General features: G+C 64.1%; 23 protein-coding genes and 1 other RNA gene. 15 read left to right on the forward strand and 9 right to left on the reverse strand.

What is annotated here, in order from left to right; genetic code table 11:
* Positions 1-27 precede the first annotated feature (27 nt).
* The 5 genes from FCT00_RS15930 to ccoN all read right to left on the reverse strand — a co-directional run bounded on the left by FCT00_RS15930 (position 28) and on the right by ccoN (position 4,108).
* Positions 28-537 (reverse strand): GNAT family N-acetyltransferase, encoded by a 510-nt coding sequence (locus FCT00_RS15930; protein ID WP_171043020.1) that lies wholly within the window; start codon positions 535-537, stop codon positions 28-30.
* 148 nt (positions 538-685) lie between these two features.
* Positions 686-1,549 carry a cytochrome-c oxidase, cbb3-type subunit III gene (ccoP, locus tag FCT00_RS15935; RefSeq protein ID WP_138423797.1) on the reverse strand — a complete coding sequence of 288 codons (864 nt, stop codon included), beginning with the start codon at positions 1,547-1,549 and terminating at the stop codon, positions 686-688.
* On the reverse strand, positions 1,546-1,731 hold the full coding sequence (locus tag FCT00_RS15940) for a cbb3-type cytochrome c oxidase subunit 3 (protein ID WP_138423798.1): 186 nt from the start codon (positions 1,729-1,731) through the stop codon (positions 1,546-1,548). The genes ccoP and FCT00_RS15940 overlap by 4 nt, the downstream gene beginning before the upstream one ends.
* An 11-nt stretch (positions 1,732-1,742) precedes the next feature.
* Positions 1,743-2,495: a cytochrome-c oxidase, cbb3-type subunit II gene (ccoO, locus tag FCT00_RS15945; RefSeq protein ID WP_008331123.1), complete on the reverse strand. Its 753-nt coding sequence runs from the start codon at positions 2,493-2,495 to the stop codon at positions 1,743-1,745.
* 14 nt (positions 2,496-2,509) lie between these two features.
* The gene (ccoN, locus tag FCT00_RS15950) at positions 2,510-4,108 is read right to left on the reverse strand and encodes a cytochrome-c oxidase, cbb3-type subunit I (RefSeq protein ID WP_008331124.1); all 1,599 of its coding nucleotides are present in this window, start codon (positions 4,106-4,108) and stop codon (positions 2,510-2,512) included.
* A 248-nt stretch (positions 4,109-4,356) separates the two neighbouring features.
* Here ccoN and FCT00_RS15955 point away from each other — a divergent pair, with 248 nt between their 5' ends.
* Together FCT00_RS15955 and FCT00_RS15960 are read left to right on the forward strand one after the other, a co-directional pair.
* Positions 4,357-5,199, forward strand: coding sequence for a universal stress protein (locus FCT00_RS15955; RefSeq protein WP_008331125.1), 843 nt, complete (start codon positions 4,357-4,359; stop codon positions 5,197-5,199).
* A gap of 163 nt (positions 5,200-5,362) precedes the next feature.
* Complete coding sequence (locus FCT00_RS15960; RefSeq protein ID WP_138423799.1) at positions 5,363-5,725, forward strand: hypothetical protein; 363 nt, start codon at positions 5,363-5,365, stop codon at positions 5,723-5,725.
* 40 nt (positions 5,726-5,765) lie between these two features.
* Here the strand turns inward: FCT00_RS15960 and fnrL are convergent, their stop codons facing one another.
* The gene (gene fnrL, locus FCT00_RS15965) at positions 5,766-6,506 is read right to left on the reverse strand and encodes a transcriptional regulator FnrL (protein WP_008331127.1); all 741 of its coding nucleotides are present in this window, start codon (positions 6,504-6,506) and stop codon (positions 5,766-5,768) included.
* 61 nt (positions 6,507-6,567) lie between these two features.
* On the opposite strand from fnrL, the gene hemN reads away from it, so the two are divergent.
* The 3 genes from hemN to FCT00_RS15980 all read left to right on the forward strand — a co-directional run bounded on the left by hemN (position 6,568) and on the right by FCT00_RS15980 (position 9,900).
* On the forward strand, positions 6,568-7,923 hold the full coding sequence (hemN, locus tag FCT00_RS15970; protein ID WP_138423800.1) for an oxygen-independent coproporphyrinogen III oxidase: 1,356 nt from the start codon (positions 6,568-6,570) through the stop codon (positions 7,921-7,923).
* Between the two features lie 30 nt (positions 7,924-7,953).
* Complete coding sequence (locus FCT00_RS15975) at positions 7,954-9,327, forward strand: FAD-binding oxidoreductase (protein ID WP_138423801.1); 1,374 nt, start codon at positions 7,954-7,956, stop codon at positions 9,325-9,327.
* 75 nt (positions 9,328-9,402) lie between these two features.
* Positions 9,403-9,900, forward strand: a complete 498-nt coding sequence (locus tag FCT00_RS15980; protein ID WP_138423802.1) for a hypothetical protein — start codon at positions 9,403-9,405, stop codon at positions 9,898-9,900.
* Between the two features lie 5 nt (positions 9,901-9,905).
* Here the strand turns inward: FCT00_RS15980 and hemC are convergent, their stop codons facing one another.
* Complete coding sequence (gene hemC, locus FCT00_RS15985) at positions 9,906-10,865, reverse strand: hydroxymethylbilane synthase (RefSeq protein WP_138423803.1); 960 nt, start codon at positions 10,863-10,865, stop codon at positions 9,906-9,908.
* 102 nt (positions 10,866-10,967) lie between these two features.
* Here hemC and hemE point away from each other — a divergent pair, with 102 nt between their 5' ends.
* Complete coding sequence (hemE, locus tag FCT00_RS15990; RefSeq protein ID WP_138423804.1) at positions 10,968-11,996, forward strand: uroporphyrinogen decarboxylase; 1,029 nt, start codon at positions 10,968-10,970, stop codon at positions 11,994-11,996.
* A 44-nt stretch (positions 11,997-12,040) separates the two neighbouring features.
* A complete protein-coding gene (locus tag FCT00_RS15995) occupies positions 12,041-12,805 on the forward strand; it encodes a class I SAM-dependent methyltransferase (protein WP_138423805.1) in 765 nt (254 codons plus the stop codon).
* Between the two features lie 14 nt (positions 12,806-12,819).
* Here the strand turns inward: FCT00_RS15995 and ffs are convergent.
* Positions 12,820-12,918: signal recognition particle sRNA small type (gene ffs / locus FCT00_RS16000), an RNA gene on the reverse strand.
* Positions 12,919-13,028: 110 nt separating this feature from the next.
* On the opposite strand from ffs, the gene nudC reads away from it, so the two are divergent.
* The 3 genes from nudC (at position 13,029) to FCT00_RS16015 (ending at position 15,444) form a co-directional block, all read left to right on the forward strand.
* On the forward strand, positions 13,029-14,000 hold the full coding sequence (gene nudC / locus FCT00_RS16005) for an NAD(+) diphosphatase (protein ID WP_138423806.1): 972 nt from the start codon (positions 13,029-13,031) through the stop codon (positions 13,998-14,000).
* Between the two features lie 74 nt (positions 14,001-14,074).
* On the forward strand, positions 14,075-14,545 hold the full coding sequence (locus tag FCT00_RS16010; protein ID WP_138423807.1) for an SRPBCC family protein: 471 nt from the start codon (positions 14,075-14,077) through the stop codon (positions 14,543-14,545).
* A gap of 164 nt (positions 14,546-14,709) precedes the next feature.
* On the forward strand, positions 14,710-15,444 hold the full coding sequence (locus tag FCT00_RS16015; RefSeq protein WP_138423808.1) for an FkbM family methyltransferase: 735 nt from the start codon (positions 14,710-14,712) through the stop codon (positions 15,442-15,444).
* Between the two features lie 6 nt (positions 15,445-15,450).
* On the opposite strand, the gene FCT00_RS16020 is transcribed toward FCT00_RS16015, so the two are convergent.
* Positions 15,451-16,284, reverse strand: coding sequence for a prephenate dehydratase (locus FCT00_RS16020; protein ID WP_040884694.1), 834 nt, complete (start codon positions 16,282-16,284; stop codon positions 15,451-15,453).
* 130 nt (positions 16,285-16,414) lie between these two features.
* On the opposite strand from FCT00_RS16020, the gene FCT00_RS16025 reads away from it, so the two are divergent.
* From FCT00_RS16025 to FCT00_RS16045, 5 genes are all read left to right on the forward strand, one after another.
* On the forward strand, positions 16,415-16,942 hold the full coding sequence (locus tag FCT00_RS16025; RefSeq protein ID WP_040885615.1) for a c-type cytochrome: 528 nt from the start codon (positions 16,415-16,417) through the stop codon (positions 16,940-16,942).
* A gap of 174 nt (positions 16,943-17,116) precedes the next feature.
* Complete coding sequence (locus tag FCT00_RS16030; RefSeq protein ID WP_138423809.1) at positions 17,117-19,030, forward strand: extracellular solute-binding protein; 1,914 nt, start codon at positions 17,117-17,119, stop codon at positions 19,028-19,030.
* A gap of 21 nt (positions 19,031-19,051) precedes the next feature.
* A complete protein-coding gene (locus FCT00_RS16035) occupies positions 19,052-20,149 on the forward strand; it encodes a microcin C ABC transporter permease YejB (RefSeq protein ID WP_008331147.1) in 1,098 nt (365 codons plus the stop codon).
* A 17-nt stretch (positions 20,150-20,166) separates the two neighbouring features.
* Positions 20,167-21,324, forward strand: coding sequence for an ABC transporter permease (locus tag FCT00_RS16040; RefSeq protein ID WP_235889138.1), 1,158 nt, complete (start codon positions 20,167-20,169; stop codon positions 21,322-21,324).
* Positions 21,321-22,928, forward strand: coding sequence for an ABC transporter ATP-binding protein (locus tag FCT00_RS16045; RefSeq protein ID WP_138423810.1), 1,608 nt, complete (start codon positions 21,321-21,323; stop codon positions 22,926-22,928). The genes FCT00_RS16040 and FCT00_RS16045 overlap by 4 nt, the downstream gene beginning before the upstream one ends.
* The last annotated feature ends 9 nt before the right edge of the window (positions 22,929-22,937 follow it).

Consider the following 22,937-nt stretch of genomic DNA (forward strand, 5'->3'; position numbering starts at 1 on the left):
GGCTCACCCTCGGGTCCGCCGTACTCGTCACCCGTCCCGTTCGGGCGGACGCGTCACCCGCACCATCGGCAGATAGCGCCCATGCGGGCCGTCCTGCGGCTGGCCCGCCGGTTGGAATCCGGCCTTGGCGAAGGCCGCGATCGACCCGGCGTTCGAGGGATGCGGATCGGCCCCGACGCTGGGCGCGCCGCCCGCGAGCAGCCATTCGGAAAACGCCCGGATCAACGCCGAACCGTGTCCCTGCCCCGCCATATCCTCAGGCCCGATGAACAGGTCCATTCCGCGCGATCCGGCGGGCAGGAAGGTGAACGGATGATCCGGCCAACCGTGCACGTCATAGTCCTGTACATACCCGAACGCCTGCCCTTCGTGGCTGACGATCCAGGCGCGGAACCCCTTGTCCGCCAGATCCTCGTCGTCGAAAGGGTCTTCGTCGTCCCACCAACGCGCAACGCGCGGTGCGGCCAGCCACAGGCGCAGCATGGGCAGGTCGTCCGGGGTGGCGCGCCGAAACGCGTATGTCCGATCATCCGTCATCGCCCACACATGGCACGAAAAAGGGCCGGAGGCAGCCCTCCGACCCTTCGTTAAGTTGGCACCGACCCCGGAGAAACGCGCGAACAGGATCAGGGGTCGGTGCCTTGTACCGGGGAGTGAGGCCCCGGAACTTGGTGCCAGCCGGCGGTTACTGACCGCCGCCCAGCTGGTGTACATAGGCCGCAACGGCCTTGATCTCGGCTTCGTCGAGGCGAGAGTTCCAGTTCGGCATCACGCCGAACGGACCCTGCCGGACCGAAGTTTCGATCGCGGCTTCGCTCGAGCCGTGCAGCCAGATTGCATCGGAGAGATTCGGCGCGCCTTGATCTGGATCACCTTCCCCATTTTCTCCGTGGCAGGCGGTGCAGTTGTCCGCGAACACCGTCTCGCCCTCGGCCACATCGCCCGAGCCTTCGAGACCGGACAGCGACATGACATAGGCCACCACGTTGGTGATCTCGTCGTCCGAAAGGTAGTCGTCACCGAACGCGGGCATCTGCGAATAGCGCGCGTCGGGGTCTTCCTCGTTCCGGATGCCGTGGGTCACCGTGTAGGTGATGGCTTCGATGTCGCCGCCCCAGAGCCATTCGTCGTCGAGAAGGTTGGGATAGCCGTTGCCCTCTTCGATGCCGTTGGCGCCCGAACCGTGACACTGCGAACAATAGGTCGCGAAAGTCGCGCGGCCCGACTGGATCGCATAGTTCGCAACCGCTTCGTTCGACGCGATTTCGGTCACGTCCATCGCGGCAAGCTCGGCCTTCACGCCCGCGTTCATCTCTTCGAAGCGGTTGATCTCGTCCGCGACTTCGGTGCGGGTCGAGTAGCCCAGAACACCGCGCGTCGCGCCGTTGATCAGCGGCCATGCCGGATAGGCGATGGTGTAGCCGATGCCCCAGACGATCGTGGCGTAGAAGGTCCAGATCCACCAGCGCGGCAGGGGATTGTTGAACTCTTTCAGGTCCTCGTCCCAGACGTGACCTGTGGTTTCCACTTGGTCTTTGTTGTCGCTCATTGCCGGGCCTCCTTCATATCAGCGCCGGGTTCATCGTTGCGGAAGGGGGCCTGTGCCGCGTCCCTGTGCAGATCGCGCGACCCGGGGCGAAACACCCAGAGCACCGTCGCGACGAAGAACAGGAACATGGCCAGAAGCACCCAGCTGTCCGCGATTTCTCGGAAGATCGAATAGGTATCCATCATCGCCTCCCTTACCGGATCCAGTCTTCGGGGGTCTGCTCGAAGGTCGAGAAGTCCACGAGCGTGCCCAGCATCTGCATGTAGGCAATCAGCGCGTCCATCTCGGTCACTTCGGGCTGACCGTCGAAGTTGCGGACCTGTGCGCCCGGATAGCGTTCGACGACGGCATCGGGATCACTGTCCTCGAAGACCACCCCATCCGGGTCGGCCTGCGATTTGAAATCCGCGACGGCGGCTTCGAGCTGCTCGTCCGTATAGGGCACACCGACGAAGGCGTTGGTGCGCAGCACGTCCTCGATGTAGCGCCCGTCGAGCGGCCGATCGAGAAGGTAGGCGTATTTCGGCATGACCGATTCCGGCACCACCGACTGCGGGTTCACGAGGTGGTCGACGTGCCACTCGTCCGAGTAGCGGCCGCCCACGCGGGCCAGATCCGGCCCGGTGCGCTTGGAGCCCCACTGGAACGGGTGGTCGTATTTCGACTCCGCGGCGAGGCTGTAATGCCCGTAGCGTTCGACCTCGTCCCGCATCGGCCGGATCATCTGCGAGTGGCAGACATAGCAGCCCTCGCGGATGTAGATGTTCCGGCCTTCCATCTCGAGCGGGGAGTAGGGGCGCACGCCCTCTACATCCTCGATCGTGTTTTCGAGATAGAACAGCGGGGCGATTTCGACGATGCCACCGACGGTGACCACCAGGAGAGATCCGACCAGCAGAAGCGTGGCGTTTTTCTCGAGGACGGCGTGTTTATCAAGAATTCCCATGTCTATGGTCCTCCTTATTCAGCCGGTGCCGCAGCAGGCGTCGTGGCTTCGGCCAGCGGTGCTTTGCGAACGGTCATCCAGAGGTTGTAGGCCATGATCAGGGCACCGGAGAGGTACAGGATACCCCCGAAGCCACGGACCAGATACATCGGGAACTTCGCGGCCACCGTGTCGGCGAAGGAGTTCACGAGGAAACCCTGCGCGTCGACTTCACGCCACATCAGGCCTTCCATGATCCCCGTCACCCACATCGACGCGGCGTAGAGCACGATGCCGATGGTGGCGAGCCAGAAGTGCCAGCTCACGAGTTTCAGCGAGTAGAGGCCCGCCTTGTTCCACAGTTTCGGGAACAGGAAGTAGAGCATCCCGAAGGTGATCATCCCGTTCCAGCCCAGCGCACCGGAGTGCACGTGACCGATGGTCCAGTCGGTGTAGTGGCTGAGCGAGTTCACAGCCTTGATCGACATCATCGGGCCTTCGAAGGTGGACATGCCGTAGAAGCCGACCGAGATGACCATCATGCGGATGATCGGATCGGTGCGCAGCTTGTCCCAGGCACCCGAGAGCGTCATCAGGCCGTTAATCATGCCGCCCCAGCTGGGCATCCACAGCACGACCGAGAACACCATGCCGAGGGTCGAGGCCCAGTCGGGAAGCGCGGTGTAGTGAAGGTGGTGCGGACCGGCCCAGATATACAGGAAGATCAGCGCCCAGAAGTGGATGATCGACAGCTTGTAGCTGAACACGGGCCGTTCGGCCTGTTTCGGGATGAAGTAGTACATCATGCCCAGGAAGCCCGCGGTCAGGAAGAAGCCCACGGCGTTGTGGCCGTACCACCACTGGGTCATGGCGTCCTGAACGCCCGCGAAGACCTGCACCGACTTGGAGCCGAAGATCGACACCGGGATCGACAGGTTGTTCACGACGTGCAGCATCGCGATGGTGATGATGAACGACAGGTAGAACCAGTTGGCGACGTAGATGTGCGGCTCCTTGCGCTTCATGAGCGTGCCCATGAACAGCAGCAGGTAGCCGACCCAGACGATCGTCAGCCAGAGGTCCGTGTACCATTCCGGTTCGGCGTATTCCTTGCCCTGCGTGGAGCCGAGGATATAGCCGGTCGCGGCCAGAAGGATGACGATCTGGTAGCCCCAGAACACGAACCACGCCAGCCCGTCGGACCAGAGACGCGCACCGGTGGTGCGCTGAACGACATAGAACGAGGACGTGATGAGCGCCGTGCCACCGAAGGCGAAGATGACCGCCGAGGTGTGCAGCGGACGCAGGCGCCCGAAGTTCAGGATGCCCTCGGCCCAAGCGAAGTTGAGCTGCGGGAATGCCAGCATGAAGGCGATGTAGGTTCCGACGAGGAAGCCCACGACACCCCAGAATGCGGTGAGTGCGACACCGATACGGATCGGTGCGTCGAGATACCCGGATTTCGGCGCCTTCTCATGACCCATCTTGCGCAGGGTGATGATGAAGCCCGCCGCCGCGATCGCCACGACCAGAATGGCGTGGACCAGGTAAGCGAGATCGCGGGCATAGGTGGTGGCAATCGCGGCCAGTATTGCAATGAGGCCGAAGATCACCAGTTTAAGGTAATCCCACATGTTACGTCCCTTCTGTCTGTCACTACGCGGCTCGGACAAAGGACGAATCCCACCCAGTCCGCGCTTTTCGACTGATTGGGGGTTTGACCTGTTGGGGGGCCAGTAACCTTGATCCATGTCAAAACCCCGTGGGCTTTGTGAAATTAGCGATTTGACACATATCAAAGCGCGGACTTCGGACCCTATGCACCATGGCGTCATACACCGTCCGGCCGTTCCATTCCGGCCCCTGACAGCATGAGGCAGCCATGAAGGCGTTCCGCACCGTGACCACGGTTCTCACCGACCCCAAGGACTCAGCGTCCGCCTTTGACGCGGCGCAGAAAATCGCCGCCGCGAACGAGGCGCACCTTGACGTGCTGTGCCTTGGCCTCGACCGGACGCAGCCCGGTTTCTATTACGCCGGCGCCACCGCCGTCGTGATGCAGGACAGTCTCGATCAGGCCCGCGAAGATGCGCTGGCGATCGAGGACATGGCGCGCAAAACGCTCGCAGGATCGACGTTCAATTGGTCGGCCACCGGCCTGTCGGCGCAGATGGTCGCCGTGAACCAGCTGATCGCGCATCGCACCCGCTTTTCCGACCTCGTGGTCCTGCCGCAACCTTATTCCAAGGGGCGCGGGCACGATATGGAGGCGATCTCCGAAGCGGCGATGTTCGAAGGCGACGTGCCGGTGCTGATCCAGCCCGACGGGCACAGCTTCCCGGACAAGGCCGACCGCATCCTGATCGGCTGGAACGAAAGCCGCGAGGCTCTGCGTGCGGTCAAGGCCGCCCTGCCCTTCCTCAAGGCCGCCTCGACGGTGAACATCGCGATCATCGACCCGCCCAAACATGGCCCCGAACGGTCCGACCCCGGTGGACAGTTGAGCCAGTTCCTTGCCCGTCACGGGGTGAAGGCCGAGCTTTCGGTCCTGTCCAAGACCATGCCCCGCGTCGCGGACGTGCTGGCCCGGCATGGCAACGACATCGACGCCGACATGATCGTCATGGGTGCCTACAGCCATTCCCGTTTCCGCGAGTCGATCCTCGGCGGTGCGACGCGAAATATGCTGGAGCTGACGGAACGCCCGCTGCTTCTCATGCATTGACCATGTGACGAGTACGTTTTTCCTCCCTGAAGGACTGACCGGTGGCACCCCCACCGGTCTTTTTTTTGCCGTGCGGGTGGCGGGCGTCGGTGCCTGTGGCTATCGTGCGGTCACAAAACCAGTGAGTGAGGATAACCCATTGAATCCAAAAACCATTACGACCGTGCTTCTTTGCACGGCCGCGCTGTCGGCCTGTGCCAAATCCAGCGCGAACATCGAAGCGTCCTATGTCTCGCCCGCGCTGTATGAGAGCATGTCCTGCAAGCAGTTGTCGGACGAGGCGCAACGGGTGGCGAGCCGCGCCAACACCGTCGCCGGGGTGCAGGACAAGAACGCCACCCGCGATGCGGTCGCGACCACGGCGGCGGCGGTGATTTTCTGGCCTGCCGCGTTTTTCATCGGGGGCAACGGCACCAACGCGACCGAGCTTGCCAGCCTCAAGGGCCAGCTCGAAACGATTCAGTCCGTGTCTGAGCAGAAAAAGTGCGGGCTGACGTTCCGCACGGTCGACCCGAACAAGGTCTGATCCGGCGTGGCGGCGCGGTCCGACTGCGCCGCCGTTTTCGTCAGATAATCATCCCGCCGTCCACGTCATCGCCGGTTTCGGCGATCAGGTCCTGAAGGTCCGGCACGATCACGCGCCGCTTGCCTTCAAGCTGGATGATCCCCGATTTGCGCAGCGCCGAGATCTGGCGGCTCACGGTTTCCAGCGTCAGGCCCAGATAATCCGACATCGCCTCCCGCGTGAGCGGCAGGTCGAAGACCATACCGTCGCCCGGCAGTTGCTTGCGCAGCGACGCATCGCGCCGCGCCACGATCAGCAGAAGGCTCGCGATCTTTTCGCGCGCGGTCTTGCGCCCGAGCACGGTCATCCACTCGCGTGCGGAATCCAGTTCGTCCAGCGTCATTTCCAACAGGCGCTGCCCGATATGCGGGGTGTTGGTCATGAGTTGCTCGAACGGGCGGCGGCGGAAGCAGCACAGCGTCACGTCGGACACCGCGACCACGTCGAACGCCGCCGTTTCACGCCCCGGACGCCCGATGAAATCGGACGGCAGAAGCAGGCCGACCATCTGGGTGCGGCCGTCCTCCATCGTCTGGCTGAGGGTCGATATTCCGGTCACGATCGAGGCCACGAATTCCATATGGTCGCCGGACCACAAGATCGGCTGCCCGGCCTCGTAGCTACGATAGTATTTGATTTCTTCCAACACCTCGAGCTCGTCGGGTTCGCAGCGCGAACAGACGGCACGGTGGCGGATCGGACAATTGCCGCAATCCTTTAGATCGAGGTGAAGTGAGCCCATAGCTGAGGCCATTTGATCCGTATCAATGTCGCGCGCGAAAGTTGAACTTAAGCCTACGCCAATGGAAAACCTGACGCAACTTCGCAAACTCGGTCTTTTTGACGCGCGTGTCCCCCGTTACACGAGCTATCCGACCGCCCCGCACTTCGCCGGCGGCATCGGTGGTTCGCATGTAAGCGACTGGATTCGCGCGATTCCCCAAGGATCGCAGATCTCACTCTACCTTCATGTTCCGTTCTGCCGGAGGTTGTGCTGGTTCTGTGCCTGCCGCACGCAGGGGACGAGCACACTCAGCCCGGTCGCCGCATATGTTGATTCGCTCACTCAGGAATTAGAGACCTTGAAGTCTCACCTCCTGCCGGGCATCACGATCAGCCATCTGCACTGGGGCGGCGGGACACCGACCCTGCTCGATCCGGGTATGATCGAACGGCTGTCCGCTGCGATTTTCGACACGGCGCCGTTGGGCGAGAACGCGCAGTTCTCGGTCGAGATCGACCCGAACGAAATCGACGATGCCCGGATGGACGCGCTGGTGGCCGTGGGCCTCAACCGTGCCTCGCTCGGCGTGCAGGATTTCGACCCGATGATTCAGGAGGTCATCGGCCGCCCGCAGACGTTCGAAGTGACCAAGGCCGCCGTCGACGGGCTGCGCGCCCGGGGCGTGCCATCGCTCAACGTCGATCTGCTGTACGGCCTGCCGCACCAGACCAACGCCCGGATGACGGATTCAGTGAAAAAGGTGCTGTCGCTCGGACCGGACCGCATCGCGCTTTTCGGTTACGCGCACGTCCCGTGGATGGCCCGGCGTCAGGGCCTGATCCCGACCGAGGCGTTGCCTTCGCCCGAGGAACGGCTGGAGCTATTCAACCTCTCGCGCGACCTTTTCGTGGCGGACGGGTTCGATGAAATCGGCATCGACCATTTCGCCCGACCCGAAGACGGGCTGTCGAAGGCCCACAAAGCGGGCACCATGCACCGCAATTTTCAGGGCTACACCGAGGACAGCGCCGAGGCGCTTATCGGCATCGGTGCCTCGTCCATATCGCGCTATCCGCAAGGTTACGCGCAGAACGCCCCGGCCACCTCGGCCTATCAGGAGCGTGTGCGCGCCGGGCAACTTCCGGTCACGCGCGGGCACGCCTTCACGGGTGACGACATCCTGCGCGGCCGGGTGATCGAGCAGATCCTGTGCGATTTCGCGGTCGATCTGCCCGCCATCGCGCGCGAGGTCGGTGTCGATCCCGCGACGGCGGTTGCGCTGGCCGACGGCTTGGCCGAAACTCTGCCCGGCACGGTGTCCGTCACGGACGGTGTCCTGACGATCGAGCCGCAGGCTCGGCCCCTCGCCCGGATCATCGCCCGCTACTTCGACGCCTACGAAATGAACGAAGCCGGGCACAGTCAGGCGGTCTGAGACCTCCTCGCCCGGTGCGGGGAGGAAAGTATGGGTTTCATCGAACAGGCCGCTGCCATCGTCGGCAGCGCACAGGTGCTGACGGGGTCCGATATGGCGCGCTATGTCGACGACCCCACCGGCGCCTATCACTCCGCCCCGCTCTGCGTGGTTCGCCCCGGCTCGACGCAGGAGGTGTCGGACCTCATGGCGCTGGCCTATGGGATGGATCAGGTCGTCGTCCCCGTCTCCGGCAACACGGGCGTCAGCGGCGGCACGTTCAACGAGGGCGCCGTCATGCTGTCGGTCGAGCGGATGAACGCGGTGCGCGAGGTCAATGCCTCGGCCCGCACGGCGACCGTGGAAGCGGGCGTGATCCTCGACCGCCTGCGCGACGCCGCGGAGGACGCGGGCCTCGTGTTTCCCGTCGTCTTCGGCGCGCGCGGTTCCGCGATGGTCGGCGGCATCCTGTCGACCAATGCGGGCGGATCGAACGTCCTGCGCTACGGCAACACGCGGGCGCAATGCCTCGGGATCGAGGTGGTGCTCGCCGACGGGCGGGTCATGGACCTGATGACCGCGCTGCACAAGGACAACTCCGGCTACGACCTGCGCGACCTGATGATCGGGGCCGAGGGCACGCTGGGGATCATCACCGCCGCCGTGATGAAGCTGTCCCCCAAGCCCGCCCATACCGTCACCGCGATGCTCGCGCCCGTGTCGCTGGATGCCGCACTGAGCGTCCTGAACCGCCTGCAAGCCGCGTCGGGTGGCGCGGTCGAAGCCTGCGAATACATGCCGCGCAGCTATATCGAACGGCAGTTGGCCCAGATCGCGGGCGCGCGCGAGCCCTTCGACGCGCCGCATGAGGTGAACGTGCTGGTCGAGCTTGCGGGCGATGCGGGGCTGTCGGAGCTTTTCGAGGATGTGCTGGGGGCGGCGTTGGAAGAGGGCCTGATCGCGGACGCCGTGATCGCCCAGAACGACACCCAGCGCGCCGCGATGTGGGAGCGGCGCGAAGCCGCCGCCGAAGTCACGCTCGCAACCACCCCCGCGCTCATGGGCGACATCGCCCTGCCCGTGGATCGCCTGAGCGACTTTTTCGCGTCCATGCGCGACCGTCTGTCCAAGATCGAACCGAAGGCACAGGAAACCTGTGTCGCGCATCTGGGCGATGGGAACATCCATTACGTCGCCTATAGCGAGGCCAACGACCCGGACCTCAAGGTCCGTCTGTCGGAAGCGATGGAGGGGCTTGTCGCCGACATGCGCGGCTCGTTCTCCGCCGAACACGGCGTCGGGCTTTACAAGCTCGGGTCGATGGAGCGGCACAAGAACCCGGTGGCGCTCGACGTGATGCGCTCGATCAAGTCCGCGCTGGACCCCAAGGGCATCCTGAACCCCGGCAAGGTGATCCCGGCCTGACCCCGGATTTCGCGCGGGCGCGCGAGATATGTTAGGGATGATCGCGAACCTCTGAACCTTTTGCAGGGAGCGATCATGTTTCGGACAATTCTATGCGCGCTTGCGGTCGCGTCATCCGCCGGTGCCGTGCACGCCGATGAGGCGGGCACCCTGACGCTCGACATCGCCGGTGAAACCCACAGCTTCACACTTTGGGCCGATCAGAGCGACTGGTCCGGCTCGGAAACCTACGCAAGCGTCAACATCTACGCCCGGCCCGAGACGGACGCGACGCGCGAAGCTTTCGGCATCCTCACCCTTGGGTTCGAAGTGGCCGGCGGCAGCGCGAATGCGCCGGAGGCGAGCCTGACGCGGATCGACGGGGACGAGCGGGTGAAGCTCTATTCCACCGATGAGGCTGGCGGGCTGTCCATCACCCCCGACACCGCAAGCGTGTCGGGCGAGGAACTAACCGTCTCGGGCAGCTTTGCGGGCGAGATGGGGATCAGCGAGAATTATGGCCGGGACATCGACCTGAACGATCCGCTCGCGGTCAGCGGCACATTCGACGTGGTGCTCGGCCCGGTCGAATAGCCGCGCTATTTCCAGTCGAAGAAATTCGGCCCGGCGCGCGACAGCAGTTTCTGTGCCAATGCCCGACCCATGTCCGGCCCGTCTTCGACCGCGCCGCTGATCTCGTCCGCCAGCGCCTCGGACCCGTCCGTGCGCAGGATTTCCCCGCGCAGGCGCAGCGTGCCGCCGTCGATCTCGGCCAGGCCTGCAATCGGCGTTTCGCAAGACCCGTCGAGGGTGGCGAGGAAACTGCGTTCCGCCGCCAGCCGCCGCTCGGTCCCGCCATGGTGAATCGCTTCGAGCATGTCGGCGACATTCGTGTCGTGCGAACGGCGTTCGATGCCGATGGCACCCTGCGCGATGGCGGGCAGCATATCCTCGGGCGCGATGGCGTCATGCGGCACCTCGTCCAGCATCCCCAGCCGGGTGATCCCGGCCATGGCGAGGAACGTGGCCTCGGCAACCCCGTCGCGCAACTTGGTCAGGCGGGTCTGCACGTTGCCCCGGAACTCCACGACCCTGAGGTCAGGTCGCCGGTTCAGAAGCTGGGCCTTGCGCCGCAGGGACGAGGTGCCGACCACGGCCCCCTCGGCCAGCCCGTGAATGCCGCCGCCGCCCAGCGAGATGAACGCATCCCGCGTGTCTTCACGCGGCAGGTAGCAGTCGAGCGTCAGGCCCGGCGGCTGTTCGGTCGGCATGTCCTTCATCGAATGGACCGCCAGATCGATCCCGCCGTTCAGAAGCTGATCCTCGATCTCGCGCGTGAAAAGCCCTTTGTTCCCGATCTCCTTCAAGGGCCGATCCGCCGCGATCATCGCCCGGTCGTCGCCGGTCGTCTTGATGACCACGATCTCGAACGCGGTCTCGGGCAGATCGAAGGCCGCCGCCAGCCGATCACGGGTTTCATAAGCCTGCGCCAGCGCCAGGGGCGAGCCACGGGTGCCGATCTTGAGCGGTTTGGTCGGGTCGGGAAGTTTTGGCGTCATGGACCTCGTTTAGACGCGGCAAATGGCCCTGTCCATGCCCCCGCCGCTTGACATGAGGCCGCAGACGGTGGACCCACGCGGGGCCGTAGATAAGGATCACCGATGACCAAGCTTCTCATGCGCGCACTGGCGGGCGAAACCCTGCCGACGCCCCCGATCTGGATGATGCGTCAGGCGGGCCGTTACCTGCCGGAATACCGCGCGACGCGCGAGAAGGCGGGCGATTTCCTGTCGCTGTGCTACAACCCCGAGCTTGCCGCCGAGGTGACGCTGCAACCGATCCGCCGCTTCGGTTTCGACGCCGCGATCCTGTTTGCCGACATCCTGCTGGTGCCGCAGGCGCTTGGTGCCGACCTGTGGTTCGTCACCGGCGAAGGCCCGCGCCTTTCGATCATCGAAGGTGAAGAGGATTTCGCCAAGCTTGGCGGCAAGGACGACATTCACGACACGCTCGGCCCCGTCTACGAAACCGTGCGCATCCTGTCGCGCGAACTGCCCGCCGAAACCGCGCTCATCGGTTTCGCGGGCGCGCCGTGGACGGTCGCGACCTACATGGTGGCGGGGCGCGGCACCCCGGATCAGGGCCCGGCCCACGCGCTCAAGGACACGAACCGCGACCTCTTCACCCGGCTCATCGACAAGATCACAGACGCGACCATCGAATACCTGTCGAAACAGGTCGAGGCGGGCGCGGAAACGGTCAAGATCTTCGACAGCTGGGCAGGTTCCCTCAAGGGGCGGGACTTCGACGACTTCGCGCTCGAACCCACCAAACGGATCATCGCGGAACTCAAGGCGCGCCATCCCGGCCTGCCGATCATCGCCTTCCCGCGCGAAGCGGGCGAGCGTTACATCGGTTTCCACAAGGCCACCGGGGCCGATTGCGTGGCGGTCGACAACTCGGTCTCGGCAGACTGGGTCGCGAAGCATGTCCAGCCCGACGGCTGCGTGCAGGGCAACCTCGCCTCCAGCCACATGGTGACGGGCGGTCAGGCGCTGGTGGACGAGGCACAGGCGATCACCCGCGCCCTGCGCGGCGGCCCGCACATCTTCAACTTGGGCCACGGCATCACGCCCGACGCCGACCCCGACAACGTCGCCCGAATGATCGAGGCGGTGCGCACCGCCTAGGGCGCGCCGGGGGCGACCAAGAACAGCGAACGGACCGGCGCGGGATGAACGACAGACCCAACGACTTCCTCACCCCGCTTCTGGACAACCTCCCGACCGCCGAGAACCCGCATCTCGACGAGCTTGTCGCCTCGATCGGGGACTGCGTGCCGGATCACGCGACTACGCAGTTGGAGGCGTTCGAACATGCCGCGACCCTCGTGCCGCGCACGGGCGAATTCCGGGTGCTCGACCTCGGCTCCGGCTTCGGCACGACCAAGGCCCAGTTCGAAACCCTGAACCCCGGCCTCAGATGGAACGGCGTCGACATCGCGCGGCGCTGGGACCGGCGTGACCGGCCCCTCGCCCGCGCATCGCGGAAATACAACGGCGTGCGCATCCCCTTTCGCCGCAACACCTTCGATATGGTGTTCAGCAAGCAGGTCTTCGAACACGTCCGCCATCCCGAACCGCTCCTGCGCGACATCCGGCGCGTGCTGAAACCGGGCGGCGTGTTCGTGGGCAGCGTGTCCTGCATGGAGCCGTTTCACATGGCGAGCATGTTCTGCTTCTCGCCGCACGGGTGGAAAACGATCAATGCGGACGCGGGGCTGAAGGTCACCTTCCTCGCCAGCGGGATCGACGCGCTGTCGCTCGGCCTTTGGCACTTCAACCGCGATGCCCGGCAGGGCCGACCGTTCAAGAACTCGAACCTGAACATCGCCATCGACGCATTGGCCGAACGCGGCGATATGGACTGGCGCCGCGCCAACGTGCTCAAGGTGCTGCACGCGGGGCAGATGATCTTTACCGCGCAGAAAGCGTACTGACGAAATGGGGGACAAGGTGAGAGGCTGGACAACGACCCAAGCGGGACTCGTTACGGCTGCTTCCTTCCGGACCTGACCGGGTTGGCGAGGCACTTGCCCGCGCCAACCTCTCACCCGGCGATATAGGTGACTCGGCCCCACGGATCAAGCCCTCGGACCACAGGGGTTTGACACCCGGCGGCCCCCCGCATACCCGTTTCACACGCAACGGACGGAGGACAGGATGGACCTGAGCGAACTGGCATTCGGGGGCGGCGGGCTTGACCGTGCCGCGCATCGCAGGGCCGAGGCCGACGCGCTGTTGTCCTCCGGCACCGCCCGCGCGCTTCCGATCTGGCGTGGCAGGCCCCTGATGGCCGGTGTCTCCGGTCCCGGCGGCGATCTGCACCTCGAACTGCTCGCGACCGACCATCCGCTCATCACCGGGCACGACCCGGCGTGGATCTTTCTCGGGCAGCAGGACGGCACCCCGCTTTTCGCCGCCGACATATCCGCGATGCCCGCCTATTCCCATGCCGCCGACGGCGGCCCCGGCGATCCCGGTATGGACATGCCCGCCCCGCCGCTGGGCGACCTGCCCGAAGATGCGCGCTTTCCCGATCTGCGGGCCGCGCTCGCCGGCCTCACCCCGTTCGAAAGCGAACTCGCCGCGACCGCGCGCGGCATCCTCGAATGGCACCGCTCGCACGGCTATTGCGCGGCCTGCGGCGAGAAATCGAACATGGATCAGGCCGGCTGGCGCCGGTCCTGTCCGTCCTGCGGGCGCTTCCACTTCCCGCGCACCGACCCGGTGGTCATCATGCTCGTCACCCACGGCAACTCGGTCCTGTTGGGCCGCTCGCCGGGCTGGCCCGACGGCATGTATTCGCTGCTCGCAGGTTTCATGGAGCCGGGGGAAACCGTTTCCGCCGCCGTCGCACGCGAAGTGCAGGAGGAGACCGGGGTCATCGTCGGCCCGTCCCGCATCCTCGCGACGCAACCCTGGCCGTTTCCGGCCTCGCTGATGATCGGCTGCTGGGCCGAGGCCACGCGCACCGAAATAACGCTGGACCCGGCCGAGATCGAGGACGCGCACTGGGTCAGCCGCGAGGCGCTTGTGGACATCTTCGCAGGCACACACCCGACGATCCGCAGACCGCGCCGGGGCGCCATCGCTCAGGTTCTGATGAAAAACTGGCTTGCCGGAACGCTCTGACTGCCTCAGAATCGCCCCGAACCACTACTAAAGGGGGCCAACCCCACGGGGCGAGAGCGGGAAAAGGGACAGGCATGCAACTCACCACGCGCGAGGATATCGCGGCGCCGATCGAGGCGGTGTTCGCCAATATCGCCGATTTCGGCTGGTTCGAACGGGCAGCGATGCGCCGCGGTGCCGAGATCGTACGCACCGATACGCTTCAGGCACCGGGCGTCGGCATGTCGTGGCACGCGGAATTCGAGTATCGCGGGCGCGAGCGCAAGGCGGATATCGACCTGACCCAATACGACCCGCCCGAGGGCATGACGCTGGTGATGCGCGCCGCCGGGCTGGACGTGGAAGCGGTCATCGAACTGGTCGCCATGTCGCGGACCCGGACCCGGATGAACATCACGATGGAGGCGACGCCGCGCACGATCCCGGCCCGCCTGATGATCCAGTCCGCCAAGCTTGCCAAGACCAACATCCGGAACCGCTATCGCCGCCGGATCGCCGAATTCTGCGCCGACCTCGAAGAGCGGTGCCAGTCGCGCGGGTTCTGAGCGACCCGCGCCTTCACCCTCCGTGATGAATTTGCATCAATCCCCGAATTGCACCAGCGTGGCATGCAAGGGAGTGCACGCGACATTCGATTTGACCCGATCGCTTCGTTACGGTCCGCGATGGGTATTCGCTTCGACATTGAAAACAAAACTGGTGGAAAAACATGGATTTCGTGACACATGGCGGCGCAAACATAGACCTGAGCGTTGCGGATGACATTACGTCGCCCCGTGTGATTTCCGAGATCGAACAGGGCACCTACGAAGACCGCGAGATGAAGTTCGCGCGCAGCATCATTCAGGACGGGGATCGCGTTCTCGAGCTTGGGGCCGGGCTCGGATTCGTCTCGACCGTGGTCTGCGGGTCGAAAAAGCCCGCCTATTTCGCGGCGGTCGAAGCCGACGCGCGGCTGATTCCGCATATCCGGCGGACGCATGAGAAGAACGGCGTCACGGGGGTCGAGGTCATCAACGCGGCTTTCGTCGCGGATCGCGACACGCTTGATCGCGGGCATGTGGAATTCGGCGTGACGAGCGTGTTCTGGGGTTCCGGCATCAACAAGGCCGGGGACAACAACGTCACGACCGTCCGGGTCGACGTTCAGGATGCGTCACGGTTCATCCGTGAGAAAAAGATCAACGTGCTGGTGTCCGACATCGAAGGGGGCGAGTTGGACCTTTTCCGCCATCTCGACTTCGGTCCCATCCGCAAGATCATCATCGAAGTGCATCCGCGCGTTTTCGGCCCCGAAGGCGTGCGCGAAGTGTTCCGCATCCTCGACGACAACGATTTCGTCTATGACGCGCCCAACAGTTCCGGGCCGGTCATCACGTTCCGCAAGCAAAAGCCGTTCCCCCGCATTCTCGGACGGCGCAAGTGGCCTTTCGGTCGCCGCTAGGCGCGCTTACCCGTCCCGGCGCGGGTCCGCGGGATAGACGCCCAGAACGTCGAGGTTGCGGGTGAAATACTCCAGCTCTTCGAGGGCGAGTTTCACGTTCTCGTCTTCCGGGTGGCCTTCGATATCCGAATAGAACCGGGTCGCGGTGAACGAGCCGTCGATCATGTAGCTTTCCAGCTTGGTCATGTTGACGCCGTTGGTCGCGAAGCCGCCCATCGCCTTGTAAAGCGCGGCCGGGATGTTGCGCACTTCGAAGACGAAGGTGGTCATCATCTTGTCGCCGCGCCGGGTAAGATCGGGTTCGCGCCCCATGATGACGAAGCGCGTGGTGTTGTGCCCGTGGTCCTCGATATCGCGGGCCAGAACGTCGAGCCCATATATCTCGGCGGCGAGGGTCGAGGCGAGCACGCCTTCGCCCTTCACCTTGCGTTCGGCCAGTTCCGCCGCCGCCCCGGCGCTGTCGGCCGCCGCGTGCCCCCGGATGCCGTGCGCCTTCAGAAACGCCGCCGATTGCGGCAACAGCACCAGATGCGCCCGAACGTCCGTAATGTCTTGCAGCCGGGCGCCTGGCAGGCCCATCAGTGAAATCCGCACCCGGACGAAGGCCTCGTCGAGAATGTGAAGCCCGCTTTCAGGCAGCAGCCGGTGGATGTCGGCAACCCGGCCATAGGTCGAGTTTTCGACCGGCAGCATCGCCTGCTCGGCCCGGCCTTCGCGCACGGCGGCGATCACATCCTCGAAGGTCGCGCAGGGCAAGGCCTCCATGTCGGGACGCGCCTGTTGGCAGGCCTCGTGCGAATATGCGCCCGGTTCGCCTTGAAACGCTATGATGCCGGTCATGCCCATCCCCTTCCCATGACGTGCGACGCGGCAGACACCATGTCGCATTTCGTCGCGCCTCATACCGCTTGAAACGCCGGGGTTAAAGCGTGTAGACACCCGCGAGACCAGGCATCAGATGGAACGCGACATGTTCGACACAATGACCCTTACCAAGGCCGGCGCCGCCGTTTGCGCCGCGCTGCTGATTTTCCTTTTCGCAAGCTGGGGTGCCGATGCGCTCTATGCCACCTCCGAGGGCGGCCACGGGGAAGAGGGCGAAGAGCACAGCCAAGGCTACGTGATCGCGAACCTCGAGGAATCGAGCGAGGGCGGCGAAGAAGAAGCCGAAGTCAGCTTCGAAGAGGTCTATGCGTCCGCCGATGCCGGTGCGGGTGAGCGCGTGTTCAACAAGTGCCAGTCCTGCCACAAGCTTGACGGTTCCAACGGCACCGGCCCGCATCTGGACGGCGTCGTGGGTCGTGCCGTCGCCGGTGTCGACGGCTTCGGCTACTCCGACGCGATGGCGAGCCACGGTGGCGACTGGACCCCGGAGGCGCTCGACGCCTTCCTCGAAAACCCGCGTAGCAACATCAGCGGCACCAAGATGACCTTCTCGGGTCTCAAGGATATCGAGGACCGCGCGAACGTGATCGCGTATCTCGCCGCGAACCCCTGATCCGCGCAGGACACGGAAATTCAAGGGCCGCCTCGGGGAACCGGGGCGGCCTTTTTCTTGTTTCCGTGTAATGTGCCCGCAATCTATCTCACGAATTCTCGCCTTGAATGTCAGGGCGATGCGGGCTTAGCCTTTTCTCTACCGGACCAGTCCAGAGCGACCAGAGGAGACGCCATGACGCCCCGCCCCGCGCGCGCCGCCACCCAAGCCCGACTTGTAGCCCCGACGTTCCCGACGCTGACCGCGATCCTTCTGTCGGGCGCCGCGATCCTTGGCGGGGCCACCGTCGCCCGCGGTCAGGACACAATCGAGACCCACGCGTTTTCGAACTTCGGCGAGGTCAAATATGGCCCGGACATGGAGCATCTGGACTACGTGAACCCGGATGCGCCCAAGGGCGGCGAGATTTCGATCTCGTCCATGGGCACCTTCGACAGCTTCAACAACTATTCGCGCAAGGGCGTGTCGGCCGCGCTCGCCACGATCGGGTCGGAATCGATCCTGACCTCCACCGCCGACGACCCCTACGGCATCTACTGTTTCCTCTGCACGACGATGGAATACCCCGAGGATCTGAAGTGGATCACCTTCAACCTGCGCGATGACGTGACCTTCGCCGACGGCACGCCGATGACCGCCGAGGACGTGCTGTTTTCCTTCAACCTGTTCCTCGAACAGGGCATCACCGAATACCGCCGGATCGTCGAGGGCTTCATCGAAGATGTCGAGATCGTGGACGATCACACGATCACCTTCACCTTCACCGATCAGGCGCCGATCCGCGAACGGGTCGGCTTTGCGGGCGGAACCCCGGTCTTCTCGAAGGCGTGGTTCGATGAAACCGGCACCCGGCTTGACGACAGTTCGGAAGAGCCGTTCATGTCGACGGGCGCCTATGTGCTTGAATCGAAAGACTTCAACCGGCAGATCGTCTATGCGAAGAACCCCGATTACTGGGGCGCGGATCACCCGCTTCAGATCGGCCGCAACAACTTCGACCGCATCCGGGTCGAGTATTTCGCCGATAGTCAGGCCGCGTTCGAGGCGTTCAAGGCCGGGGCCTTCACCTTCCGCGTCGAGAATTCCTCGCTCATCTGGGCGACCGGCTATGACTTCCCGAACCTGAACGACGGCTACGTCATCAAGGAAGAAATCCCCGACGGCACCGTGGGCACCGCCCAAAGCTTCATCTTCAACCTCGACCGCGAGGTCTGGCAGGACAAGCGCGTGCGCGATGCGATCGGAATGATGTTCAACTTCGAATGGTCGAACGAGGCGCTGTTCTATGGCCTTTACGACCGCGTCTATTCCTTCTGGCCCGGCACCGACCTGGCGGCGGAGGGCGTTCCGTCCGAGGGCGAGGTGGAAATCCTTCAGCCGCTCGTCGACGAAGGTCTGCTGGATGCCTCGATCCTGACCGACGAACCGGCGGTGCCCCATGTCAACAGCGCGGACGGCAACCGCCCCTCGCGCGGGACCTACCGGGCCGCGGGTGCCTTGCTGGAAGAGGCGGGCTGGATTCCCGGCGACGACGGCGTGCGGCGCAACGAAGCGGGCGAGGTTCTGGCGCTCGAGATCCTGTCCTACGACCCGAATTTCGACCGCATCCTGAACCCCTATATCGAGAACCTCCAACAGCTCGGCGTTCAGGCCAAGCTGGAACGCGTGGACACGGCGCAATATGTCGAGAACCGCCGCGCGGGCGATTTCGACATGACCAGCCATAGCTTTTCGATGGGGTTCGAGCCGGGCATCGGGCTGGAACAATGGTTCGCCTCCAAGACGGCCGACGACAGTTCGCGCAACCTGATGCGTCTCAGGAACGAGGCGGTGGACCGCATCATTCCCACCGTGGTCGATGCCGAGACGCTTGAGGCGCTCGAAACCTCGGTCCATGCGCTCGACCGGACGCTGCGGTCCATCGGCTTCATGGTGCCGCAGTGGTACAAGCCCGTGCATACCGTCGCCTATTTCGACATGTATGGGAAACCCGAGACGATCCCGCCGCTCGATATGGGCTATCTGGATTTCTGGTGGTACGACGCCGAGAAACATCAGGCGCTCAAAGACGCGGGCGTCCTGCGCTAAGGCAAGGACCAAGACCACCCTATGGGCGCCTATATCCTCCGCAGGTTGCTGCTCATCATCCCGACGCTCTTCGGGATCATGGTCATCAACTTCACCCTGACCCAATTCGTCCCCGGCGGGCCGATCGAACAGATCATTGCGCGCATCGACGGCGAGGGCGACGTGTTCGGCGCCATATCGGGCGGTGCGGGGGAATTCGCCAACGACACCGCGCGAAGCTCGGCGCAAGGGTCGTCGGAATACGCGGGCGCACGCGGGCTGCCCCCGGAATTCATCGAGGAACTCGAACGCGAATTCGGCTTCGACAAACCGCCGGTCGAACGGTTCTTCACGATGATCTGGAACTACATGCGGCTCGACTTCGGCGAGAGCTACTTCCGATCCATCGGGGTGTTCGAACTGGTGGCCGAAAAACTGCCGGTCTCGATCACGCTGGGCCTGTGGTCGACGCTCATCGCCTATATCGTGTCGATCCCGCTGGGCATCCGCAAAGCGGTGAATGACGGATCGACCTTCGACACATGGACCTCGGGCCTTATCATCGTGGCCTATGCCATCCCCGGCTTTCTGTTCGCGATCCTGCTCCTGGTCCTGTTCGCGGGCGGCACCTATTGGCAGATCTTCCCGCTCAGGGGCCTTACCTCGGACAACTTCGAAGACCTCAGCCTGATCGGCAAAGTGCTCGACTATTTCTGGCACATCGCCCTGCCCGTCTTCGCCTCGACCATCGCCAGCTTCGCGACGCTCACGCTTTTGACCAAGAACAGCTTTCTGGACGAGATCAAGAAGCAGTACGTCATCACCGCCCGCGCCAAGGGCGTGTCGGAACGGCGGGTGCTTTACGGCCACGTCTTCCGCAACGCGATGCTGATCGTGATCGCGGGCTTTCCCGGCCTGTTCATCTCGGTCTTCTTCGGCGGCTCCCTCATCATCGAGACGATCTTCTCGCTCGACGGCCTTGGCCGCCTTGGATTCGAGGCCGCCGTCGCGCGTGACTATCCGGTGATCTTCGGCACGCTCTTCGTCTTCGGCCTCGTCGGGCTGGTCATCGGCATCCTGTCGGACCTCATGTACGTCTTCGTCGATCCACGCATCGACTTCGAAAAGCGGGAGGCGTGATGAGCGCGGACCCGAACATGCGTGAACCGGCCCAAACGGCCCCGGCCCCGGTCGCCCCGCGCAAGCGCCCGTTCCTGTCCCCGCTGAACCAGCGACGCTGGCGCAACTTCAAGCGCAATCGTCGCGCCTTCTGGTCGCTCATCATTTTCGCCATCGTCTTCGGCCTATCGCTCTTTGCCGAATTCATCGCGAACGACAAACCCATCCTCGTGTCCTATAACGGCAAGCTTCACGCGCCGGTGTTCAAGTTCTATCCCGAGACGGCGTTCGGCGGCGATTTCCGCACCGAAGCGGTCTATGCCGATATCGAGGTCGAATGCCTGATCGTCGCCGCCGGGTCCGAGCTGTGCTGGGACGACCCCGAAGGCACCATCGCGGATGCCGAAGATGGCGAGATCGCGGGTGAGCAGATCACCAAGGGCTGGCTGCTCTGGCCGCCGATCCCCTATTCCTACGACACGATCAACGACATCGGCACCGCGGCGCCCTCGGCCCCCGACGGCGACCATTGGCTCGGCACCGACGACACCGCGCGCGACGTGCTGGCGCGGGTGATCTACGGCTTCCGGCTTTCGGTCTATTTCACCATCATCGTGACCCTCGCCACCTCTCTCATCGGGATCGCGGCGGGTGCGGTGCAGGGGTATTTCGGTGGCTGGCTTGACCTCGTGTTCCAGCGCATTCTGGAAATCTGGGCCTCGACCCCGTCGCTTTACGTCATCATCATCCTCTTCGCCATTCTGGGGCGAAGTTTCTGGCTTCTGGTCTTCGTCACCATCCTGTTCGGCTGGCCCGCGCTCGTCGGCGTCGTGCGGGCCGAGTTCCTGCGGGCGCGCAACTTCGAATACGTCCGTGCGGCCAAGGCGCTCGGCGTGTCGAACCGGACGATCATGTTCCGCCATATGCTGCCCAACGCGATGGTCGCCACGCTCACCATGCTGCCCTTCATCATCACCGGCACCATCGGCACGCTCGCCGCGCTCGATTTTCTCGGTTACGGCCTGCCCTCGTCCGCGCCGTCGCTGGGCGAACTCACACGGCAGGCGAAACAGAACCTTCAGGCCCCGTGGCTGGCGTTCACCTCCTTCGTGACCTTCACGGTGCTGCTGTCGCTTCTCGTCTTCATCTTCGAAGGCGTGCGCGATGCATTCGATCCCCGGAAGACCTTCCAATGAAGCTGCTCGACGTCCGCAAACTCAAGATCGCGTTCCGGCAGGACGGGCAGTTGTTGCCCGCCGTCAAAGGCGTGTCCTTCGACGTGATGAAGGGCGAGACGGTCGCGCTGGTCGGGGAGTCCGGGTCCGGCAAGTCGGTCACGGCGCTGTCCACCGTGTCGCTCCTGCCCGAGAGCGCCGAAATCGAAGGGTCGATCAAGTATGACGGGCGCGAAATGGTCGGGGCCACGTGGAAGGAGTTGCGCCGCACGCGCGGCAACGACATCAGCTTCATCTTTCAGGAACCGATGACCTCGCTCAACCCGCTGCACACGCTGGAAAAGCAGTTGCGCGAGTCGATCCAGCTGCATCAGGGGCTCGAAGGTCAGGCGTTGCACGACAAGATCGTCGAGCTTCTGGACAAGGTCGGCATTCCGGACCCCGAAAGCCGGCTCAAGAGCTATCCGCACCAGTTGTCGGGCGGTCAACGCCAGCGGGTGATGATCGCGATGGCTCTGGCGAACGGCCCGGACCTGCTGATCGCGGACGAGCCGACCACGGCGCTCGACGTGACCATTCAAGCGCAGATCCTCGACCTTCTGGCCGACCTCATCAGGTCCGAAGGGATGAGCCTTTTGTTCATCACGCACGATCTGTCCATCGTCCGCAAGTTCGCGGACCGCGTGAACGTGATGAAGGATGGCGAGATCGTCGAAGCGGGGAGCACCGACGAGCTGTTCGCCAACCCGCGCCATCCCTACACCCAGAAACTCCTCTCCGCCGAGGCGACCGGCAAGCCGCTGCCTGTTCCCGCAGGCGCGCAAGAGATCGCGAGCACCAAGGATCTGCGGATCTGGTTCCCGATCGAACGCGGCCTGTTGCGCAAGACGGTCGGGCACATCAAGGCAGTCAATGCCGCCAGCTTTTCGGTGCGCGAGGGCGAGACGGTGGGGATCGTGGGCGAATCCGGCTCCGGCAAGACCACGCTCGCGCTCGCCGTCATGCGGCTTATCTCGTCACAGGGGCCGGTGGTGTTCCTGGGCGACGACATTCAGGGGTGGAAGTCCAAGCAGTTGCGCGGCCTGCGCCGCGATATGCAGATCGTGTTCCAGGACCCCTACGGCTCGCTTTCGCCCCGCATGACCTGCGAGGAAATCATTGCCGAGGGCCTCGCCGTTCACGGGGTGGAGCCGGGGCGCAACAAGCGCGAGATGGTGGCCGAGATCATGACCGAGGTCGGGCTGAACCCCGAGATGATGCACCGCTACCCGCACGAATTTTCCGGCGGCCAACGCCAGCGCATCGCCATCGCCCGCGCCATGATCCTGCGTCCCCGCCTTGTCGTGCTGGACGAGCCGACATCGGCTTTGGATATGACGGTGCAGGTGCAGATCGTCGATCTGCTGCGGCGTTTGCAGGAAAAGTACAAGCTCGCCTATCTGTTCATTTCCCACGACCTGAAGGTCGTTCGCGCCCTCAGCCACAAGGTGCTGGTCATGAAGTCCGGCGACGTGGTGGAGCAGGGCGACGTGGATCAGGTGTTCGACGCGCCCAAGACCGACTACACCAAGGCGCTCATGGCGGCGGCGTTCGAGATCAAGGCGGCGGACGGCGCTGCGATGTAGTGCGGCGGG

Origin of the sequence: Maritimibacter alexandrii, from assembly GCF_005871115.1 — a bacterium.
Classification (GTDB): Bacteria; Pseudomonadota; Alphaproteobacteria; order Rhodobacterales; family Rhodobacteraceae; genus Maritimibacter; species Maritimibacter alkaliphilus.

What these genes read in the sequence shown, in the direction of transcription:
- FCT00_RS16015 (WP_138423808.1), top strand. Translation starts at nt 14,710, where the DNA reads ATGGATTTCGTGACACATGGCGGCGCAAACATAGACCTGAGCGTTGCG.
- FCT00_RS16035 (WP_008331147.1), top strand. Translation starts at nt 19,052, where the DNA reads ATGGGCGCCTATATCCTCCGCAGGTTGCTGCTCATCATCCCGACGCTC.
- hemN (WP_138423800.1), top strand. Translation starts at nt 6,568, where the DNA reads ATGGAAAACCTGACGCAACTTCGCAAACTCGGTCTTTTTGACGCGCGT.
- FCT00_RS15940 (WP_138423798.1), bottom strand. Translation starts at nt 1,731, where the DNA reads ATGGATACCTATTCGATCTTCCGAGAAATCGCGGACAGCTGGGTGCTT.
- FCT00_RS15995 (WP_138423805.1), top strand. Translation starts at nt 12,041, where the DNA reads ATGAACGACAGACCCAACGACTTCCTCACCCCGCTTCTGGACAACCTC.
- FCT00_RS15955 (WP_008331125.1), top strand. Translation starts at nt 4,357, where the DNA reads ATGAAGGCGTTCCGCACCGTGACCACGGTTCTCACCGACCCCAAGGAC.
- FCT00_RS16020 (WP_040884694.1), bottom strand. Translation starts at nt 16,284, where the DNA reads ATGACCGGCATCATAGCGTTTCAAGGCGAACCGGGCGCATATTCGCAC.
- ccoO (WP_008331123.1), bottom strand. Translation starts at nt 2,495, where the DNA reads ATGGGAATTCTTGATAAACACGCCGTCCTCGAGAAAAACGCCACGCTT.
- FCT00_RS16030 (WP_138423809.1), top strand. Translation starts at nt 17,117, where the DNA reads ATGACGCCCCGCCCCGCGCGCGCCGCCACCCAAGCCCGACTTGTAGCC.
- FCT00_RS16010 (WP_138423807.1), top strand. Translation starts at nt 14,075, where the DNA reads ATGCAACTCACCACGCGCGAGGATATCGCGGCGCCGATCGAGGCGGTG.
- FCT00_RS16045 (WP_138423810.1), top strand. Translation starts at nt 21,321, where the DNA reads ATGAAGCTGCTCGACGTCCGCAAACTCAAGATCGCGTTCCGGCAGGAC.
- ccoN (WP_008331124.1), bottom strand. Translation starts at nt 4,108, where the DNA reads ATGTGGGATTACCTTAAACTGGTGATCTTCGGCCTCATTGCAATACTG.
- FCT00_RS15975 (WP_138423801.1), top strand. Translation starts at nt 7,954, where the DNA reads ATGGGTTTCATCGAACAGGCCGCTGCCATCGTCGGCAGCGCACAGGTG.
- ccoP (WP_138423797.1), bottom strand. Translation starts at nt 1,549, where the DNA reads ATGAGCGACAACAAAGACCAAGTGGAAACCACAGGTCACGTCTGGGAC.
- FCT00_RS15980 (WP_138423802.1), top strand. Translation starts at nt 9,403, where the DNA reads ATGTTTCGGACAATTCTATGCGCGCTTGCGGTCGCGTCATCCGCCGGT.
- hemE (WP_138423804.1), top strand. Translation starts at nt 10,968, where the DNA reads ATGACCAAGCTTCTCATGCGCGCACTGGCGGGCGAAACCCTGCCGACG.
- nudC (WP_138423806.1), top strand. Translation starts at nt 13,029, where the DNA reads ATGGACCTGAGCGAACTGGCATTCGGGGGCGGCGGGCTTGACCGTGCC.
- hemC (WP_138423803.1), bottom strand. Translation starts at nt 10,865, where the DNA reads ATGACGCCAAAACTTCCCGACCCGACCAAACCGCTCAAGATCGGCACC.
- FCT00_RS15930 (WP_171043020.1), bottom strand. Translation starts at nt 537, where the DNA reads ATGACGGATGATCGGACATACGCGTTTCGGCGCGCCACCCCGGACGAC.
- FCT00_RS16025 (WP_040885615.1), top strand. Translation starts at nt 16,415, where the DNA reads ATGTTCGACACAATGACCCTTACCAAGGCCGGCGCCGCCGTTTGCGCC.
- FCT00_RS16040 (WP_235889138.1), top strand. Translation starts at nt 20,167, where the DNA reads ATGCGTGAACCGGCCCAAACGGCCCCGGCCCCGGTCGCCCCGCGCAAG.
- fnrL (WP_008331127.1), bottom strand. Translation starts at nt 6,506, where the DNA reads ATGGGCTCACTTCACCTCGATCTAAAGGATTGCGGCAATTGTCCGATC.